The sequence below is a fragment of the Prosthecodimorpha hirschii genome, assembly GCF_001305515.1.
Lineage (GTDB): Bacteria > Pseudomonadota > Alphaproteobacteria > Rhizobiales > Ancalomicrobiaceae > Prosthecodimorpha > Prosthecodimorpha hirschii.
In genome coordinates this window covers 5,121,158-5,138,077 of sequence record NZ_LJYW01000001.1, presented here as the reverse complement: position 1 = coordinate 5,138,077, position 16,920 = coordinate 5,121,158, and the positions used below count along the sequence as shown (strand labels likewise).

At 68.6% G+C, this 16,920-nt stretch carries 16 protein-coding genes, 1 pseudogene and 1 CRISPR repeat array (1 of these 18 running past the window's edge); of the genes and pseudogenes, 2 read left to right on the top strand and 15 right to left on the bottom strand.

Translation table 11 applies throughout. The features are described 5' to 3' along the window. Positions 1-824: direct repeats of the CRISPR family, unit length 37 nt; unit sequence ACGACTCCCGGGCCAACAGCCCGGGCCTCATTGAAGC (it extends 780 nt beyond the left edge of the window). Positions 825-854: 30 nt separating this feature from the next. The 3 genes from ABB55_RS22630 to ABB55_RS22620 form a co-directional block, all read right to left on the bottom strand. After that, entirely contained in the window at positions 855-2,174 is a 1,320-nt protein-coding gene (locus ABB55_RS22630) for an MFS transporter (protein ID WP_054360840.1), read from the bottom strand. Further along, positions 2,171-2,629, bottom strand: coding sequence for a MarR family winged helix-turn-helix transcriptional regulator (locus ABB55_RS22625; protein ID WP_054360839.1), 459 nt, complete (start codon positions 2,627-2,629; stop codon positions 2,171-2,173). The genes ABB55_RS22630 and ABB55_RS22625 overlap by 4 nt, the downstream gene beginning before the upstream one ends. Before the next feature lie 185 nt (positions 2,630-2,814). After that, the gene (locus ABB55_RS22620; RefSeq protein WP_054360838.1) at positions 2,815-3,363 is read right to left on the bottom strand and encodes a TetR/AcrR family transcriptional regulator; all 549 of its coding nucleotides are present in this window, start codon (positions 3,361-3,363) and stop codon (positions 2,815-2,817) included. A gap of 113 nt (positions 3,364-3,476) precedes the next feature. On the opposite strand from ABB55_RS22620, the gene ABB55_RS22615 reads away from it, so the two are divergent. Continuing rightward, positions 3,477-4,253: an SDR family NAD(P)-dependent oxidoreductase gene (locus ABB55_RS22615; protein ID WP_200912055.1), complete on the top strand. Its 777-nt coding sequence runs from the start codon at positions 3,477-3,479 to the stop codon at positions 4,251-4,253. A 136-nt stretch (positions 4,254-4,389) separates the two neighbouring features. Next, positions 4,390-5,400 (top strand): NADP-dependent oxidoreductase, encoded by a 1,011-nt coding sequence (locus tag ABB55_RS22610; protein WP_054360837.1) that lies wholly within the window; start codon positions 4,390-4,392, stop codon positions 5,398-5,400. Positions 5,401-6,137: 737 nt separating this feature from the next. On the opposite strand, the pseudogene ABB55_RS22605 reads toward ABB55_RS22610, so the two are convergent. From ABB55_RS22605 to ABB55_RS22550, 12 genes and pseudogenes are all read right to left on the bottom strand, one after another. Next, a pseudogene (locus tag ABB55_RS22605) lies at positions 6,138-7,081 on the bottom strand (sulfonate ABC transporter substrate-binding protein). 37 nt (positions 7,082-7,118) lie between these two features. Beyond that, complete coding sequence (locus ABB55_RS22600) at positions 7,119-7,922, bottom strand: MetQ/NlpA family ABC transporter substrate-binding protein (RefSeq protein WP_054360836.1); 804 nt, start codon at positions 7,920-7,922, stop codon at positions 7,119-7,121. Positions 7,923-8,016: 94 nt separating this feature from the next. Continuing rightward, positions 8,017-8,682, bottom strand: coding sequence for a methionine ABC transporter permease (locus ABB55_RS22595; protein ID WP_054360835.1), 666 nt, complete (start codon positions 8,680-8,682; stop codon positions 8,017-8,019). Then, complete coding sequence (locus ABB55_RS22590; RefSeq protein WP_054360834.1) at positions 8,672-9,712, bottom strand: methionine ABC transporter ATP-binding protein; 1,041 nt, start codon at positions 9,710-9,712, stop codon at positions 8,672-8,674. Before ABB55_RS22590 ends, ABB55_RS22595 begins: the two co-directional genes overlap by 11 nt. 236 nt (positions 9,713-9,948) lie before the next feature. Further along, entirely contained in the window at positions 9,949-11,316 is a 1,368-nt protein-coding gene (locus ABB55_RS22585; RefSeq protein ID WP_054360833.1) for an LLM class flavin-dependent oxidoreductase, read from the bottom strand. A gap of 191 nt (positions 11,317-11,507) precedes the next feature. Then, positions 11,508-12,113, bottom strand: a complete 606-nt coding sequence (locus ABB55_RS22580) for an alkylhydroperoxidase domain protein (RefSeq protein ID WP_054360832.1) — start codon at positions 12,111-12,113, stop codon at positions 11,508-11,510. Continuing rightward, positions 12,113-12,820, bottom strand: a complete 708-nt coding sequence (locus ABB55_RS22575) for a CMD domain protein (RefSeq protein WP_083463859.1) — start codon at positions 12,818-12,820, stop codon at positions 12,113-12,115. Before ABB55_RS22575 ends, ABB55_RS22580 begins: the two co-directional genes overlap by 1 nt. Positions 12,821-12,832: 12 nt before the next feature. After that, positions 12,833-13,873: a putative FMN-dependent luciferase-like monooxygenase gene (locus tag ABB55_RS22570; RefSeq protein WP_054360831.1), complete on the bottom strand. Its 1,041-nt coding sequence runs from the start codon at positions 13,871-13,873 to the stop codon at positions 12,833-12,835. 111 nt (positions 13,874-13,984) lie between these two features. Beyond that, the gene (locus ABB55_RS22565) at positions 13,985-14,836 is read right to left on the bottom strand and encodes a VOC family protein (protein WP_054360830.1); all 852 of its coding nucleotides are present in this window, start codon (positions 14,834-14,836) and stop codon (positions 13,985-13,987) included. 10 nt (positions 14,837-14,846) lie between these two features. Then, on the bottom strand, positions 14,847-15,575 hold the full coding sequence (locus tag ABB55_RS22560) for an ABC transporter ATP-binding protein (protein ID WP_054360829.1): 729 nt from the start codon (positions 15,573-15,575) through the stop codon (positions 14,847-14,849). After that, the gene (locus tag ABB55_RS22555; protein WP_054360828.1) at positions 15,572-16,453 is read right to left on the bottom strand and encodes an ABC transporter ATP-binding protein; all 882 of its coding nucleotides are present in this window, start codon (positions 16,451-16,453) and stop codon (positions 15,572-15,574) included. Before ABB55_RS22555 ends, ABB55_RS22560 begins: the two co-directional genes overlap by 4 nt. Continuing rightward, on the bottom strand, positions 16,437-16,901 hold the full coding sequence (locus ABB55_RS22550) for an OsmC family protein (RefSeq protein WP_244472100.1): 465 nt from the start codon (positions 16,899-16,901) through the stop codon (positions 16,437-16,439). The genes ABB55_RS22555 and ABB55_RS22550 overlap by 17 nt, the downstream gene beginning before the upstream one ends. Between the last annotated feature and the right edge of the window lie 19 nt (positions 16,902-16,920).

Sequence of the window (16,920 nt, the reverse complement as noted above, 5' to 3'; positions counted from 1 at the left end):
TCATTGAAGCGTCTATGTCGGCGATGTCACCGTCGATGCCGACTGGACGACTCCCGGGCCAACAGCCCGGGCCTCATTGAAGCTCCTTGCTGCAGAGGTGGCAAAAAATGCAGATCGCTAAACGACTCCCGGGCCAACAGCCCGGGCCTCATTGAAGCCCGAAAAGCCATAATCCGGGCCGCGCGCACGACAAGGACGACTCCCGGGCCAACAGCCCGGGCCTCATTGAAGCCGAGCATGGGTAGCTCCGGGGTTCGGGGCGCGGAGTGAACGACTCCCGGGCCAACAGCCCGGGCCTCATTGAAGCTCGTAGAACGTCGCCGCGCGGGTGACCGTCGCAGCGGACGACTCCCGGGCCAACAGCCCGGGCCTCATTGAAGCGTCTTCAGTTCGTCGAACGACCCCAATGCCTCCTGGACGACTCCCGGGCCAACAGCCCGGGCCTCATTGAAGCGTCATTGTCGGGAGGCCAGAGTAGGTGACCGTCATACGACTCCCGGGCCAACAGCCCGGGCCTCATTGAAGCCGCTTGTCGCCGAACACCGCGACGATGTCGAGATCAGGACGACTCCCGGGCCAACAGCCCGGGCCTCATTGAAGCATGGTGACGCCGTGCTCGGCTTCGACATGCCTGCGCTCGACCCCCGGGCCAACAGCCCGGGCCTCATTGAAGCGCGGTAGTTCTGCAGCTGGCTCAGCCAGGCAGCCGGACGACTCCCGGGCCAACAGCCCGGGCCTCATTGAAGCTTGAATCGCATGTTCTCGGCGAGCGCGAGATAGAGCCGGAACGACTCCCAGCCCAACAGCCCGGGCCTCATTGCGACACCGTGCCGTTAGCCCCGTCACGCTCCGGTTCAGGCGGCTGCCCGCGCGCCGCCCGGCGTCGCTCGTCGGCGCAATCCGGACGACCCGATGAAGAGGGCGATGACCAGGGCCGCCGCGAGGCAGAGCAGGCCGGCGGTCAGGAAGGCCGGCAGATAGGTTTCGTAGGCGGTGCGGGTCGCCCCGGCGGACCAGGCGGCTGAGGCCGCGCCGAGCTGGTGGCCGGTGAAGACCCAGCCGAAGACGATGTTCGAGCGTTCGCCGAAATGCTCGGCCGTCAGCTTGACGGTCGGCGGCACGGTGGCCACCCAGTCCAGGCCGTAGAAGACGGCGAAGATCGAGAGCGCATAGAAGCTGAAGTCGCTGAACGGCAGCCAGACCAGCGAGAGGCCGCGCAGGCTGTAGTACCAGAACAGGAGCCAGCGACTGTCATAGCGGTCCGACAGCCAGCCGGAGCCGACGGTGCCGAAGAAGTCGAACACCCCGATCACCGCCAGCATGCCGGCCGCCGTCACCGCCGCCATGCCGTAGTCGCCGCACAATGCGATGAAATGCGTCTGAACGAGACCGTTGGTCGATGCGCCGCAGACGAAGAAGGTTCCGAACAGCAGCCAGAACATCGGCACGCGCACCGCGTCGCGCAGCGTGGTCAGCGGCGAGATCAGCATGGCGCCAAGGCTTTGCCGCGGCGGCTCGGGCACCGGCGTGGCGCTGCCGAACGGCGGCAGCCCCAGGTCGGACGGCCGGTTGCGCATCAGCGCCATGACCAGCGCGGCCGTCAGCATCAGCGTGACCAGCGACAAGGCGAGCGCAGACCGCCAGCCGACGGCTTCGGTCAAGGCCGCCAGCACGGGCAGGAACACCAGCTGGCCCGTCGCCGTGCTGGCGGTCAGAAGGCCGATGACCAGCCCGCGCCGGGCCGCAAACCAGCGCGAGACCACGGTCGCTCCGAGCACCATGGCGGTCAGCCCGGTGCCGATGCCGACGACGACGCCGAGGAGCAGGGTCAGCTGCCACAGCTGGGTCATCGCCATCGCCCCGAAGATCCCCGTCGCGATCAGCAGCTGCGAAGCCAGGATGACCGGCCGCAGGCCGAAGCGGTTCATCAGCGCCGCGGCGAAGGGACCCATCAGTCCGAACAGAACCAGGCGGATCGCGAAGGCTGCGGAAATCTGGCCGTTGGTCCAGCCGAATTCCGCCTCCAGCGGGGCGATCAGCACGCCCGGGATGCCGACCGCCCCGGCGGTGACCAGCATGGTCAGGAAGGTCACGGCCGCGACGACCCACGCATAGTGAATGTTCCGCCGGGCCAGGCGGGCGGCCAGCGGCCGCGACAGCGAAAGCGCGCTCATGGCACGGCCTCCCCGGTGTCGGACATGCCGTCGGAGATGGCGCGGGCCCGGTCCAGCATGCGCAGGAATGTCGGCCAATCCTCGCCGAAGGCCCCGACGAAGGCATCCTGCGTCACGGCCCAGGCCGCCTTCGCGCGGATGCGCAGCGCCTCGCCGGCCTCGGTCAGGGACAGGATCTGCTCGCGCCCCCGGCCGGCCTCGGTGCGGATCAAGCGCCGCCGCTCGAGCACGGCGAGCGCGCGGTAGAGGGCGGTCCGCTCGATCGACAGCCGGTCGGACAGGGCCATCGTGGGGATCCGCCCCGCCCGCGCGACATTGGCGAGGATCGCATACTGCATGGTGTTGAGATCGAACGGCGCCAGGGCGCGGTCATAGAGCCTGCCCGTCGCACGCGCGGCGATCTTGAGATTGGTGCACCCACAGAGGATGCGGGGGCTGTCCGTGTCGGGAGGCATGGAGCGACCTGTTGCCGGAGGAGAGAGGAACGTCAGAGATGCATATGCATCATGTCGGCCACGATGTATATACATCTTATCGCGCGCCGCCGAGGGCTCTAAGCGTTCGCGGTCCGGATTCCCGCGCCGGACGGGCACCCCGTGGGGCCCCCTCCGGCGCGATCGAACCGCGCGGCGATCCGGCGTCAGCCCTTCAGGGACGCCGCAATCCAGCCCCTGGTCCGGTCGAGAATTTCGTCCGACAGCGCCTCGTCCCCGACCGCGCGCGCCAGGATCAGCGCGCCGACCGCCGCAGACCAGCAGCCGATGGCGGCCCCCCGCGCGTCGCCCACACCCTGACTTTCCAGCGCTGCCGCGAGCCGGGCGATCTGCGCCGCAGTCCCGGCAGCCATGGCGGCGCGGGCCTCGGGCGTCTGGCGGCGCGCGTCGGAGGCGAAGGCGGCGGTCGGGCAGCCCGTCGCCGGAGCGTCGCGGTGGGCGGGCGACAGATAGGCCGCCAGGAAGGCCTCGGCGCCGCCCCCGACGTCCTGCCGCGTCAGGGCATGGGCGACCGTCTGCGCGATCAGATCATCCTTCGAGGCGAAATGGCCATAGAAGCCGCCATGGGTCAGTCCGGCCGCCTTCATCACCTCGGCCACCGACACCGCCTCGAACCCCTTGTCGCGGAACAGCCGTGCCGCCTCGGTCAGGATGCGGCTGCGGTTTTCGGCCATTTGCTCGCGCGAGACTTTCATGGACGCACCTCGTGCCCTGGGGGGCTTGACATAATGATGATGGCCATCATATTTGCCCAGCAATGATGATGTCCATCATGAATATATCCCGGACCCCCTCGGAGAACAAGATCATGTCCCCCAAAGTCCTGATCACCGGCGCCTCGTCCGGCATCGGCGCCACCTATGCCGACCGTTTTGCCCGCCGCGGACACGACCTGGTGCTCGTCGCCCGCGATGGCGCCCGCATGGAGGTGCTGGCCGCCAGACTGCGGGCGGAGACCGGCGTGGCGATCGACATCCTGCCGGCCGACCTGACCCATGAGGCGGATGTCGCCAGGGTCGCCGCCCGTCTCCGCGACGACAGCGGGATCGGCATCCTGGTGAACAATGCCGGCGCGGCCTTGAGCGGCGGCATCGCCGACCAGACCGGCGCCGCCATTGCCCGCCTGATCGCGCTGAACACCACCAGCCTGGCCTTGCTGGCCCAAGCCGCCGGCGCCCGCTTCGCGGCCGAAGGGCGGGGGTCGATCATCAACATCGCCTCGGTCGTCGGGCTCATTCCGGAATTCGCCGCGACGATCTACGGGTCGACCAAGGCCTTCGCGATCTTCCTGTCCCAGGGCCTCGCCTTCGAGCTCGGGCCGAAGGGCGTCTATGTGCAGGCCGTGCTGCCCGCCGCCACCCGGACGGAAATCTGGGAGCGGGCCGGCGCCGATCCCGCCACCCTGCCGCCGATGATGGATGTGAACGATCTGGTCGATGCCGCCCTGGCCGGCTTCGACGCGCGCGAGCCGATCACCATCCCGGCGCTGACCGATGCCGCCCTCTGGGATGCCTATCAAGCTGCCCGCCAGGCCATGCTGCCGTCCTTCGGCAACACCGAGCCCGCCGCCCGCTATCGCGGCTGATCCCTGCCGAGAGCATTTCCCGATCGGATGGAGCCATCCAGTCGATCAGGAAATGGCTCAGCGTCAATGGCTTGAGCCGGTCCGCTTCGGTCCTGCCGTTTCGATCGGACCCGGACAGGCTCTGGAGAAACCAGCCGTGAAAGCCTTCATCCTGGACGCCTATGGACGCGGGGCCGGACTGCGCCTCGCGGACCACCCCGATCCGCATCCCGGTCCGCGCGACGTGCTGGTGCGCATTCACGCGGCCGGACTGAACCCGTTGGACAGCAAGATTCGCGACGGCGCGTTCAAGCCGATCCTGCCCTACCGGCCGCCCCTGATCCTCGGCCACGATCTGGCCGGCGTGGTAGAGGCGGTCGGCGCCGACGTTTCGCGGTTCCGCCCGGGCGATGCCGTCTTCGGGCGGCCGAGGGATGGCCGCATCGGCACCCTCGCCGAGCGTCTCGCGGTGGACGAAGACGATCTCGCCCTCATGCCGTCCGGCCTCGCCATGACCGAGGCCGCCGGGCTGCCCCTCGTCGGCCTGACGGCGTGGCAGGCCCTGGTCGAGCGCGCCGATCTGCAGCCCGGGCAGAAGGTGCTGATCCATGCCGGTTCGGGGGGCTTCGGCAGCGTCGCGATCCAGCTGGCCAGGCATCTCGGCGCCACGGTCGCCACCACGGTCGGCGGCGCCCATGCCGACATGGCGCGCCGATTGGGCGCCGACAGGGTCGTCGACTATCGCACGCAGCGGTTCGAGACGGTCCTGTCGGACTATGATCTGGTCGTCTGCGGACAGGACGGCGACACGCTGTCCCGGTCCCTGAAGGTGCTGCGGCCCGGCGGGCTTCTGATCTCGCTCGCCGGTCCGCCGACCGCCGCGTTCGGCAAGGCCCACGGCCTGAACTGGGCGATGCAGCAGGTGCTGCGGCTCCTCAGCCTCGGCATCCGCCGCAAGGCCCGGGCGCGCGGGGTCCGCTATGAATTCCTGTTCATGCGCGCCGACGGCCGCCAGCTGACAAAGATCGCATCCCTGATCGCCGCCCATGCCATCCGCCCGGTGACGGACCGCATCTTTCCGTTCGAAGAGACCAACGAAGCCCTCGCCTATCTCGACTCCGGCCGCGCCAAAGGCAAGGTCGTGGTCGCCCTGCAGCCCGGACCATAGGTCCAAAGCAAGCCGCATGACCGCCCCACCCACTCCGCCCCTTCGGCCGACGCTTGGAACCGTCGATCGCCGCCCGCCGCCGCGATCAAGGATCTCTTCGCCAAACCCGACGGCTTCCCGCGCGACCAAGCCTCCCCGGCCCTGCCGGCCCAGATCGCCGACGCCTCGATGATCCAGCCCCGCACCGGCGCAACGCCGACGACCGCCCGCACACCGATCCGGGCGGCCGAACCCCGAAAACGTTCGCAGCCCGGCCCCGGAGGACCAGCAGCAGAACAGATTCCGGTGATGAGCGCGGGCAGATTGGGGGCAAGATCGAACGACAGCCGACGAGGTCACGTTGAGCCCGAAGCCCGAGGGCGGCTTGAGCGCCATTCCGACGGGCGCACTCGCGACGATCCCGGCGCTTTCGGCCGCGACCGCCCGGACAACGCAAAACGCCCCGTGCATGTATGCACGGGGCGTGGAACGTATTTGGTTGCCGGGGCTCGCAACCGCCATTGTTTGAAGATTTCGATACCTGTGTAGCATCAGATCGACCAAGAGTCTATTTCGGGCCAAACTGATATTTGTAACGCACTCCCTGAAGTGTTAAAGACTATCTGTATATCCTAATAAACGCTCCAACTCAGTCATTTTTGAATGCATGGTGAATTCAAGATGCTATTTTATTATTATAATTTATTTCCAGAATCTTGCGCTTCGGAGCCCTGAGATCTGGGATAGACTGTCGGGCTTCAGATGCTGGGCTTGCGGACGATATCGGCGATCACGACCGGCTTCAGCAGCGGGCCGAGCTTGAAGAAAGCGTCGGCGATCTTCTGCTGCTCAGCCACGACCTCCTCGGAGAGCGGCTTGATGCCGTAGGTCTGGCGCTTCACGGCGACCTTGATGCTGGGAGCCGGTATGCCGATCGAGGGGCCGAGCTGGTCGGCGGCGGCCTGCGGGTTGGCGGCGATCCACTGGTCGATCTCGGCGAGGGCGCCGATGACCGTGTCGACCGCCTTCGGATGGGCGGCCGAGATGGGCTGCGCCGTCAGATAGACTTGGTGATTCGGGACCAGGCCTTCGCCGTCGGTCAAGGTCTTGGCCTGGATAGCCACCTCGGCCGCGGCCTGGAACGGATCCCAGATCGCCCAGGCGTCGATGGCACCGCGCTCGAAGGCCGCACGCGCGTCCGCCGGTGCGAGGAACACCTTCTCGACATCCTCGTAGGCGACGCCGGCCTTCTCCAGGGCGCGGACGAGCAGGTAGTGCACGTTCGAGCCCTTGTTGAGCGCGACCTTCTTGCCCTTGAGATCGCTGACCGACTTCCGTTGGCTGTCCTTCGGCACAAGGATCGCCTCGCCCTTCGGGGCCGGCGGCTCACGGGCAACATATTGCAGCTTGGCGCCGGCGGCCGGCGCGAAGTCGGCGCGGCCTCGCCGGTCGAGCCGAAGTCGATGGCGCCGGCATTGAGCGCTTCGAGCTATTGCGGGCCGGCCGGGAATTCCGACCAGGTCACCGTATAGCCGAGCGGCTTCAGCTTTTCCTCCAGCGAGCCCTTGGCCTTCAGGAGGATCAGCGTGCCGTATTTCTTGAAGCCGATGCGGATCACCTAGTCCTCGGCGCGGGCCGAGGGCGCGGCGAACGGCAACGAGAGAAGCGCGGCGGCGGCGGCAGGGAACGTGCGACGAAACATGTGAACCGCCCCATTGACGTTGAAGTCGATGCCGCGCTCACCAGGCCGGCAACACGGCGCCCTTGAACTTTTCGAGCACGAAAGCCTTCACCTCTGGCGTCTGGTAGGCGGCGACCAATTCCTTGACCCAGGGCTTGTCCTTGTCGGCGGCGCGAACGGCGAGCAGGTTCACGTAGGGGCCCTTCGGATCCTCCTTGAGGATCGGGTCCTTGACCGGATCGAGCCCGGCTTGGGTGGCGTAGTTGGTGTTGATCGCGGCGGCCGCAACATCGTCGAGCGCGCGCGGCGTCTGCGCGGCGTCGATCTCGATGAATTGCAGGCGCTTCGGGTTATCGGCGATGTCGAGCACGGTCGGCTTGTAGCCGACGCCCGGCTTCAGCTTGATCACGCCCTTGTCCTGCAGGAGCAGGAGCGAGCGGCCGCCATTGGTCGGATCGTTCTGGATCGCGATCTTGGCGCCATCCGGCACCTCGGCCCAGCTCTTGTACTTCTTGGAATAGATGCCAAGCGGGAAATTCACGGTCAGGCCGACGGGCACGATCTTGTAGCCGCGATCCTTCACCTGGTTGTCGAGATAGGGCTGGTTCTGGAACGAGTTGGCCTCGATCTCCCCGGCGTCGAGCGCCTGGTTGGGCACGACATAGTCGGAGAACTCGATGATCTTGAGCTCGATCCCCTTCTTGGCGGCGATCGGCTTCACGGCCTCAAGGATCTGCGCATGCGGGCCAGGGGTGACGGCGATGCGGATCACCGTCTGGGCGGAGGCCGGCGCGACGCCGGCGAGGAGGGTGGCGCCGAAGAGGCCGAACGCAGCGCGGCGGGTGAGACGGATCAGGGACATCCGGTTTTCCTTATGTGAGGGGACATGGCGCTGTGGTTCGCGGACTGGGTCCGTCCGCGTCGGGCGAGAGCGTGAAGGGAATCGGCGCGGGGCGTCAGGCCCGGCGAATGCGCTTGTTGACCCGGCGGGCGAGGGCCTCGCCGGCGGATTGGACGACCTGGACGAGCACGATCAGCACCACCACGACGGCGGCCATGACCTCCGGCATGAAGCGCTGGTAGCCGTAGCGGATCCCCAGATCGCCGAGCCCGCCGCCGCCGACCGCGCCGACCATGGCCGAATTTGCGATCAGGCTGACGATTGTGAGCGTCAGCCCAAGGGCGATGCCGGGCAACGCCTCGGGAACGAGCACTTTGCGCACCACCTGCAGGGGCGTGGCCCCCATGGCGAGTGTCGCCTCGATCAGGCCGTGGTCGACCTCGCGGACCGCCGCCTCGACGATGCGGGCGATGAAGGGCGCCGCCGCGATGGTCAGCGGCACGATCGCTGCCGTCGTGCCGATCGAGGTGCCGACGATCAGCCGCGTCAGCGGGATGATTGCCACCAACAGGATGATAAAGGGAGTCGAGCGCGTCGCGTTGACGATCACCCCCAGGATCCGGTTGGCGACCGGGGCGGCAAAGAGTTCGCCCTTGCCGGATGTCGCCAGAAAGATGCCGAGCGGGGCGCCGAAGGCCGTGCCGAGGGCAAAGGCGATCGTCACCATGTAGAGCGTGTCGAGCGCCGAGCGGCCGATCAGGGCGAGGAGGTCAGGCGACATGGCCGAGTTTCTCCGTCTCGATGCCGGCCGAGCGGAGGAAGCCTTCGGCCGCCCCGCTCGCGCCATGCGCGTTGTCGATGGTCACGATCATGGTGCCAAAGGGCCGGCCGGCGATCTCCTCCACGCGCGCACTCAGGATGGCCACGTCGGTATCGAGGTGGCGGGCGAGGCGGGTGATGATCGGATCGTCGGCGAGCGGGCCGGAAAAGGTCAGCCGGAACACGGTCCGGCAGGTGCCGCAAGGGTCCTGCCGCAACCGCGCGACCAGAGAGGGCGACAAGGCGGCGCCGTTCAACTCGGCCAGGAAGCTGCGGGCCGTTTCGGTCCGGGGCCTGGTGGCCACGTCGAAGACCTTGCCCTGCTCGATGATCCGTCCGGCCTCGATCACGCCGACCCGGTCGCAGATCTCCCGCACCACCGCCATCTCGTGGGTGATGAGCACGATCGTGACCCCGAGATCGCGATTGACCTGCTTCAGGAGCGCCAGAATGGAGCGCGTCGTCTCCGGATCGAGCGCCGAGGTCGCCTCGTCAGAGAGCAGCACCTTGGGCCGGGTCGCCAGCGCACGGGCGATGCCGACGCGCTGCTTCTGGCCGCCCGACAATTCGACCGGGAAGCGGTCGCGCTTGTCGGCGAGACCGACGAGATCCAGCATGGGCTCGACGCGGGCGCGGATCTCGGCCGCCGACAGTCCCGCCAGTTCGAGCGGCAGCGCGACGTTCTGATAGGCCGTGCGCGAGGACAGCAGGTTGAAATGCTGGAAGATCATGCCGATGCCCCGGCGGGCCTCGCGCAGGGGACGCGCGGCCAGACGGGTGATCTCGACGCCATCGACAACAACCGATCCGCCGGTCGGGGTTTCAAGCCCGTTGATGGTCCGGATCAACGTCGACTTGCCCGCGCCCGAACGGCCGATGACGCCGAAAATTTCGCCCGTCCCGATGGTCAGATCGACCGCATCCAGCGCCGTCACGGACGCGCTCGTCCGCGTCGCCGGATAGACCTTGGAGACCCCCTTGAGGGCGATCATCGCCGATACCGGGGATACTGGGGTCCCAATCTCGAAGTTTTGCGGCACGAAGCTCATGGCAGTCCCGGTGGTCGCGTGGCCGGCGCCACGTCGTGAGGCTTGATCATGCGGGGAGCTGAGGCCGCGGTCGAGAAATCGCTGCCTGTTTTGGTGGCGCCTCGGCGGATCGGCTTTCCGCTGGAGCGCCGTTTCGGGAATTCCGATTATTCCGGTCGACAATATCGAAAATTGACCCTTCAGGGCAGCGTGCGGAACCCGGCTCCGGTGTGGCGCGCATTGAGCCGCGGGCCGTCACCGAACAGTTTTTCGCGCAAGGTGCCGGGCCGGTACGCCGTCTTGTAGGCACCACGGCGCTGGAGTTCGGGCACGAGGAGGTCGACGATGTCCTCGAAGGTACCGGGATTGACCGCCCAGGCGAGGTTGAAGCCGTCGACATCGGTCTCGGCGATCCAGTGCTGCAGTTGGTCCGCAACGGTCCGGGCCGAGCCGACCAGGACCGGCCCCCGCCCGCCGATGCCGCACCATTGCGCCAGTTCGCGGATGGTCCATTGCCGGTCCGGATCGGCGGTGGTGAAGGATTCCAGCGCCGATTGCCCGGCCTCGGTCTTCACATGGCGCAAGGGTTCGTCGAGCCCGTAGGTGGAGAGGTCGACGCCGGTCCAGCCCGACAGAAGCGCAAGCGCTCCGGTGTGGTCGACGAGGGACCGGTAGTCGGCGGCCTTGTCCTCGGCCTCCGAATCGGTTCGGCCGAGGATGACGGTCTGCATGTTGAGAATCTTGATGTCGTCCGGCCGGCGGGCGGCCTCGACCGCAGCGGCGCGCAGATCGGATACGATGCGCTTCAGGATCAGGATGGTCGGCCCGCCGACGAAGACGCATTCGGCATGGCGCGCGGCGAAGCGGCGGCCGCGGCTCGAGGCTCCGGCTTGGTAGAGCACGGGCGTGCGCTGCGGCGAGGGCTCGCAGAGATGGATGCCCGGCACCTTGAAATTCGGGCCGTCATGCCGGATCGGCCGGACTTTGGCCGGGTCCGCGAAGATACCCGAGGCGCGGTCGCGCAGGACGGCATCGTCGGCCCAGCTGCCCTCCCAAAGCTTGTAGACCACCTCCAGATACTCGTCGGCGACATCGTAGCGGTCGTCGTGGCCGGCCTGCCGGGCCTGGCCGAGATTGCGCGCGCCGCTGTCGAGATAGGAGGTCACGATGTTCCAGCCCACCCGGCCGCCGGTCAGGTGGTCGAGGGTCGACATGCGCCGGGCGAAAGGGAACGGATGTTCGAACGAGACCGAGGCCGTCACGCCGAAGCCGAGATGCTCGGTCGCATAGGCCATGGCGGGAACGAGTTGCAAGGGATCGTTGACCGGCACCTGCACGCCGCCGCGCACCGCCGCATCGACCGACCCGCCATAGACGTCGTAGACGCCGACCACATCGGCGATGAACAGCCCATCGATCAACCCGCGTTCGAGCGTTTTGGCGAGGTCGACCCAGTGGCGGATGTGACGATAGTCGGCGGAGCGGTCGGCGGTATGCCGCCAGAGCCCGGGCGACAGATGGCCGGGCGCGTTCATCGCGAAAGCATTGATGAGGATTTCACGGGTCATGTGACGGCGGCTCGTCCTTGAATGCGGGTACGCAAACCTAGCGCCGGTCCGGACAGATCGAAGCGATCTGTCCGAAAAGGGCTGGCTCAAGCCAATGAATCTAGAGCAGGCTCCGACCCGACGGAATCAAGGAGCCGGTCCGAGCTTCGACCGCCCGAACCGACCCAGTGCGCCCGGACCGCTCAGGCCTTTCACGCGTCGACGGCGACGGGTTCGCCGAGGGACAGCATCAGGCGGTTGGCCCAGTTGAAAAAGGCGGAGCCCAGGATGGTGTCGACGATTTCGGTGTCGTCGAGCCCGGCCTGGCGGAGCGCGGCGATGTCGGTCGCACCGAAGGCGGAGGGGGTCCGGGCCAGGGCCGCCGCGGCCGTTGCGATCGCATTCCAGCGCGGGTCGAGATCGGCACCGACACCCTCGTCCAGAAGCCGGTCGACATCGACGCCGCGCTTTGAATGGGTCGTCGCGAAGCGGGCATGCACGGAGGCGCAATAGATGCAGCCGTTGACCCGGGACGTAGCCGTCGCGGCGATCTCCCGGTCGGCGCGAGGCAGGCCAGAGCTCGTATTGTAGAAGATGTCCTTGTCGGTGCGGGTGCGGGCGCCGAGCACGTCCGGATCGTGGGCGAGCAGCATGAAATAGGGCGACTTCGCCCGGGACGGATCGACCAGACCGGCGCGATGACGATCCGTCAGGTCGGCTTCGGCCAGCGGTTCGAGCCAGGGCAGCCAGCCGAGTTCGGCCCGCACGAAGGCATTGGGTCCGCGATAGTCGGGATGGGTCAGCGCGGTTCCGGGCATCAGGCAGGCTCCTCGACGGTGCGCGCGGCATCGGCCGCCAATGCGGCATCGGCCGCCAATGCGGCATCGGCCGCCAATGCGGCATCGGCCGCCAATGCGGCATCGGCCGCCAATGTGGCGTCTGCCGCCAAGAGAGCGGACAGGCCGGCGACGACGCGGATCTGGAACGACAGGAAGGCGACGAGCTGGGACAGCGTGACGATGCCGGGCGTGGTCCAGCCGGCATCGAGCAGCTTCTGCAGCGACGCCGGCGCCGCATCGCGGGGATGGAAGACGAGCAGATGCGCGTGCTCGAAGGCGGCGGTCAGCCGGCGTCCGAGCGCGGCGCGATGCGGCGAAGGCACCGCGAAGCTCGGGCCGTCCCGATCCTCGACCGAGAGCGGACCTTGCGGGTAGCCACCATAGGGGCCGGTCGTCGCGCCGGCTTCCGCCACGATCGCGACCGTGCGGGCGAGGTCCGGATCGAGCCGCTCCAGCGTTCCCGCATAGAAGAGCCGCGCCGCCGGCTCGCCGCCGAGGGCGGCCACGAAGGCGGCGACGGCGAAGCGCTCGGTGACGCTGACCGGGCCGAAATGGACCGGCTCGAACAGCGCGCGCCAGCTCTCCTGCGACTGCGCGCGGGCGTCCGGCCGTTCGCGCCGGATCCGGTCGAGGCGGGATCCGGGCCTGATGCCGGCCAGAAGGTCGATGACGTCAGCGATGGCCATGGGGGGCTCCAATCAGCGGAAGTTGACGACACGCCGGCCGGCCTCGGGGGCCGCGGCGGGACCCGGCCAGCCCAGCGCGGGGGCGACCTTTTCGGCGGTCAGTTCGATCGACCGCAGGATCAGCGGATGCGGCGGATCGACGGAATGGACCTGGAAGACGAGGTCGGTCGCCCGGGTCAGGATGGTGTCGCCGGACAGGCTCTCGATCACGTCGTCCGGCGTCCCGACATGGACGTCGAAGGTCTCGATCAGATCCTTCAGCGTCGGGCCGCGCAGCTGGTGACCGTTGGCGACGAACTTGTCGACGACGCGCCGCAGGCCCTTTTCGGCGAGGCGCAGGGCTTCGGTCCGATCCTCGGCGACGAAGAGGCTGCGCGAGGCCATGATGCGCGGCGCGGCGCCATCCGGCAGGGCCGCCAGATAGGCGTCGACGATCGGGTTCTGGATGGTGTCCAGCGCCAGCGCGGGTTCGCCGGCGGGGCGCGGCTGGGTGCGCGACAGGAGGAGCCCGTCGCCGGCCCGGCCCGCGCGGATGCCACCGGCAACCGAGAAGGTCGCCTGCCAGACACGGCCGGCGAGCCAGGGCGTGGCTGGATAGAGCCGGTTCTCCGCATCGCCGAGCGGCTCGCCGCGCCAGGCCTTGAGGACCGTTTCGAGATGGCGGGCATAGACCGCGCCGCGATCCTCGAAGGCATGCCCGAAGGCGCGGAAGGAGGCCGGCGTGCCGCCGGTCCCGACGCCCACTTCGAGCCGCCCGCCGGACAGGAGATCGATCACCGCCGCATCCTCGGCGACCCGCACAGGAGCCTCCATCGGCAAGGTGACGACACCCGTTCCGAGCCGGATTCGCGACGTTCGCGCGGCGACGAAGCCGAGGAAGGGAAAGAGCGATGGCAGCCCGCCCTCCCATTCGTGGAAATGGTGCTGGGCGATCCAGGCGCTGTCGTAGCCGGCGCGTTCGGCCGCGATGATCTGCTCGGCGGCGAGCCGGTAGCGTTCGCCGGCCGGCGCGTCGTCAAGAAGCCGGGTGAAGAAGCCGAGACGTTTGGTCATGGTCAGCGGTCCTTAGCTGGGGGACGGATTGCACGGCCGCCCCTCCGGCCGTGGGGAAGCGGGCGGCAGGGTGCGAGCCCGGCTTCGCCCGAACGGGATCAGGCGGCTGCGTCAGGCCACCGCGTCGGTCGGCGGTCGCGCAACGGCCGGGGCCGCGGGATCGTCAACCCACTCGAAGCGCAATCCGTGCGCCGCAAGCCGGTTCGAGCGAGCCCGTTCTCCGGTCCCGGCAGGTCCACCGAAGCCCACCGCATAGGGTCCTTCCCCGCGAGCGGCGACGTGGCGGGCGATGGCCTCTCCGGCCGGTCCGCGTGCATCGGATGTGGAGACGAGAACGATTCTGCTCGCGCCGACCGCGAGCGTGGCAATGACCTGTCCCAGCCCCGCCACGGTGACGATCTCGGCCGGCGGCCCCTCCGTGCCGAGAAGCGCCCGCCAACGCGCGAGGCTGGTCGCCATATCGGCGACCGCGATGGTGACGCTGGCAATGCCGAGCGCGCCGTTCGGATGGATGGTCGCCGCGCCAGCCGGCACCCGCTCCGCACGCGGCGTCACATCGCCGCACAGAAACGGCAGATCGAAGCTGCGCGGCCGCGCGACGGTCCAGGCGAGACGCCCCCCGTCCGGCCGCGTCCGGCCGCCCGGCGTCGGCCCGTCATAGACGAGCCCGCGCGCCGCGGCTTGCCCGACAGCACCGGCGGTGTCGGCCGGCAGCAGAGCCATGTCGACCAGCCCTTCGCCGATCGACTGGCCGACCCGCCACCAGCGTCGGTCGGGCGCGGGCCGGCGGAAGGCGATCAGTTCGAGATAGCTGCCGTCCGCAAAGGCGACGAGGGCGTTGTGGGTGATGCCGTCGGGATGATCGCCGCCGATCTGAACCGTGAAGCCGAGCTTGCGGTAGTCGGCGACGGCCTCGTCGAGATCGAAGACCAGCACCACGAGATGGTCGAGCCGTAACGACATGGACGCCTCCTCAGGCGGCTTCGGCGCCGCCCAGATAGGCGTCGCGGATGCGGGGATCGGTCAGGAGATCGCGGGCGGGCCCGGACAGGACGATGCGGCCGGTCTGCAGCACGTAGCCGCGGTCGGCGATCTGCAGGGCCAGATTGGCATTCTGCTCGACCATAAAGACGGTCGTGCCGCGGTCGCGGATGCCGGCGATCAGGTCGAGCACGCGGTCGACCCAGAGCGGCGAAAGCCCCATGGTCGGCTCGTCCATGCAGATCAGCCGCGGCCGGCCCATCAGGGCGCGCGCCATGGCGACCATCTGCTGCTCGCCGCCCGACAGCGTGCCGGCCTTTTGGGTGAGGCGTTCGCGCACCCGTGGAAAGAGATCGAGGACGGTCTCAAAGTCTTCCGCCACCGCCGACGCGTCGCGGCGCAGATAGGCGCCCATGCGCAGGTTCTCGGCCGCCGTCATGGCGCCGAACAACCGCCGCGCCTCCGGCACCGAGGCGATGCCGCGGCCGATCACCGCCGGGGTCGGCAGGCCGTCGATGCGCCGGCCGTCGAAGGTGACCGTGCCGGCGCTCGGCCGCTGCAGGCCGAGGATGACCTTCATGGTGGTCGACTTGCCCGAGGCGTTGCCGCCGAGCAGGCAGACGATCGCGCCGGGCGGGACCGCGATATCGAGGCCGAAATGGACCTGGATCGGTCCGTAATGGGTGTCGATGCCCGACAGGGTGAGGATGTCGTCTCTCATGCCCGGCCTCCCGCGACCGCTTTCAGGCGCGGCTCCGCGACGGCGCCCGCCGCCCTGTCATCGGCCCCACCGACCGAGCCGTGGCCGAGATAGGCGGCGATCACCTTCGGATCGTGCCGGACGGCGGACGGCGGCCCCTCGGCGATCCGGGCGCCGTCGTCCATGACCACGATCCGGTCGGACAGGCGCATGACCATGTCGAGCTTGTGCTCGATCAGCACGATGGTCAGGCCGGTCGCCTTGAGGCCGCGGACGATCTCCATGATCTCGTTGGTTTCGGTCGGGTTCATGCCGGCCGTCGGTTCGTCCAGGAACAGGATGCGCGGCTTCAGCGCCAGCGCCCGCGCGATCTCGACGCGGCGCCGGTTGGCATAGGACAGGCTGTAGGCCGGCTGATCCTGCCGCGGCAGGAGCCGGTCGCCGAACAGTTTCAGGATCTCGCGCGCTTCGGCCTTGAGGGCGTATTCCTCAACGGCCGGTTCGAACACACCGAAGAGCGCCCGGCCGAGTTCGGCGACGGCGCCGAGGATCGGCCAGCCGGGCCGGGCGACCTTCAGGCGCGTGTGGGCACCGATCAGGACATTGTCCATGACCGTCAGGTTGCCGAAGACGCGGCCGTGCTGGAAGGTGCGCGCGACCCGGCGGCGGGCGAGCGCCTCGGGCGCCAGCCCGGTCACGTCCTCGCCGGCGAGCCGCACCGACCCGTCATCCGGGTGGTCGAGCCCGGTGACGAGGTTGAAGAGCGTCGTCTTGCCGGCCCCGTTCGGCCCGATCACGCTGACCATTTCGCCCTCGGCAACATCGAGGTCGATGCCGTCGACGGCGGTCAGGCCGCCGAAGCGCCGGACGAGGCCACGGACCTCAAGCAGCTTCGGCATCGACGGCGACCGTGGCTTTCCGGGCGATCCGGCCGGTGACGGCCTGGGGATTGCGCAGGAGATTGAGGATCGGGCAGGCCCGGTCGACCGCCGCCTCCAGGCCGGCCAGATCCTCTTCGGAGGCCGGCGAGGCGATCGTGACGGTGTAGCGGATGTTGTGCGGGAAGACCGGGATGCCGTCCTGGCCGAGCAGGTTGCCGCGCGGATCGATTTCGGCGGCGACATCGATCTCGAGACTGTCGAGCGGCACGCCGCGGTCGGCGGCCTGGATCAGCCAGGTATGGGTCAGGCAGGAGCCGAGCACGCCGAGCTGCAGTTCGGGCGAGCCCGGTCCGAGATTGTAGCCGGCGAAGTCGGGCGGGCTGTCGGAGACGAGCTGGAAATCGCGGATGCGGATGCGGCGGACACCGCTGCGGCCCTCGGCCGAGACCTTGGCGCCGAGCGTCACCGGCCCGGCCCCCGGGGGT

Bases quoted from the DNA above. Each gene is read 5' to 3' on its own strand.
- ABB55_RS22630 (WP_054360840.1), bottom strand. From the start codon at position 2,174: ATGAGCGCGCTTTCGCTGTCGCGGCCGCTGGCCGCCCGCCTGGCCCGG.
- ABB55_RS22625 (WP_054360839.1), bottom strand. From the start codon at position 2,629: ATGCCTCCCGACACGGACAGCCCCCGCATCCTCTGTGGGTGCACCAAT.
- ABB55_RS22620 (WP_054360838.1), bottom strand. From the start codon at position 3,363: ATGAAAGTCTCGCGCGAGCAAATGGCCGAAAACCGCAGCCGCATCCTG.
- ABB55_RS22615 (WP_200912055.1), top strand. From the start codon at position 3,477: ATGTCCCCCAAAGTCCTGATCACCGGCGCCTCGTCCGGCATCGGCGCC.
- ABB55_RS22600 (WP_054360836.1), bottom strand. From the start codon at position 7,922: ATGTCCCTGATCCGTCTCACCCGCCGCGCTGCGTTCGGCCTCTTCGGC.
- ABB55_RS22595 (WP_054360835.1), bottom strand. From the start codon at position 8,682: ATGTCGCCTGACCTCCTCGCCCTGATCGGCCGCTCGGCGCTCGACACG.
- ABB55_RS22590 (WP_054360834.1), bottom strand. From the start codon at position 9,712: ATGATCGCCCTCAAGGGGGTCTCCAAGGTCTATCCGGCGACGCGGACG.
- ABB55_RS22585 (WP_054360833.1), bottom strand. From the start codon at position 11,316: ATGACCCGTGAAATCCTCATCAATGCTTTCGCGATGAACGCGCCCGGC.
- ABB55_RS22580 (WP_054360832.1), bottom strand. From the start codon at position 12,113: ATGCCCGGAACCGCGCTGACCCATCCCGACTATCGCGGACCCAATGCC.
- ABB55_RS22575 (WP_083463859.1), bottom strand. From the start codon at position 12,820: ATGGCCATCGCTGACGTCATCGACCTTCTGGCCGGCATCAGGCCCGGA.
- ABB55_RS22570 (WP_054360831.1), bottom strand. From the start codon at position 13,873: ATGACCAAACGTCTCGGCTTCTTCACCCGGCTTCTTGACGACGCGCCG.
- ABB55_RS22565 (WP_054360830.1), bottom strand. From the start codon at position 14,836: ATGTCGTTACGGCTCGACCATCTCGTGGTGCTGGTCTTCGATCTCGAC.
- ABB55_RS22560 (WP_054360829.1), bottom strand. From the start codon at position 15,575: ATGAGAGACGACATCCTCACCCTGTCGGGCATCGACACCCATTACGGA.
- ABB55_RS22555 (WP_054360828.1), bottom strand. From the start codon at position 16,453: ATGCCGAAGCTGCTTGAGGTCCGTGGCCTCGTCCGGCGCTTCGGCGGC.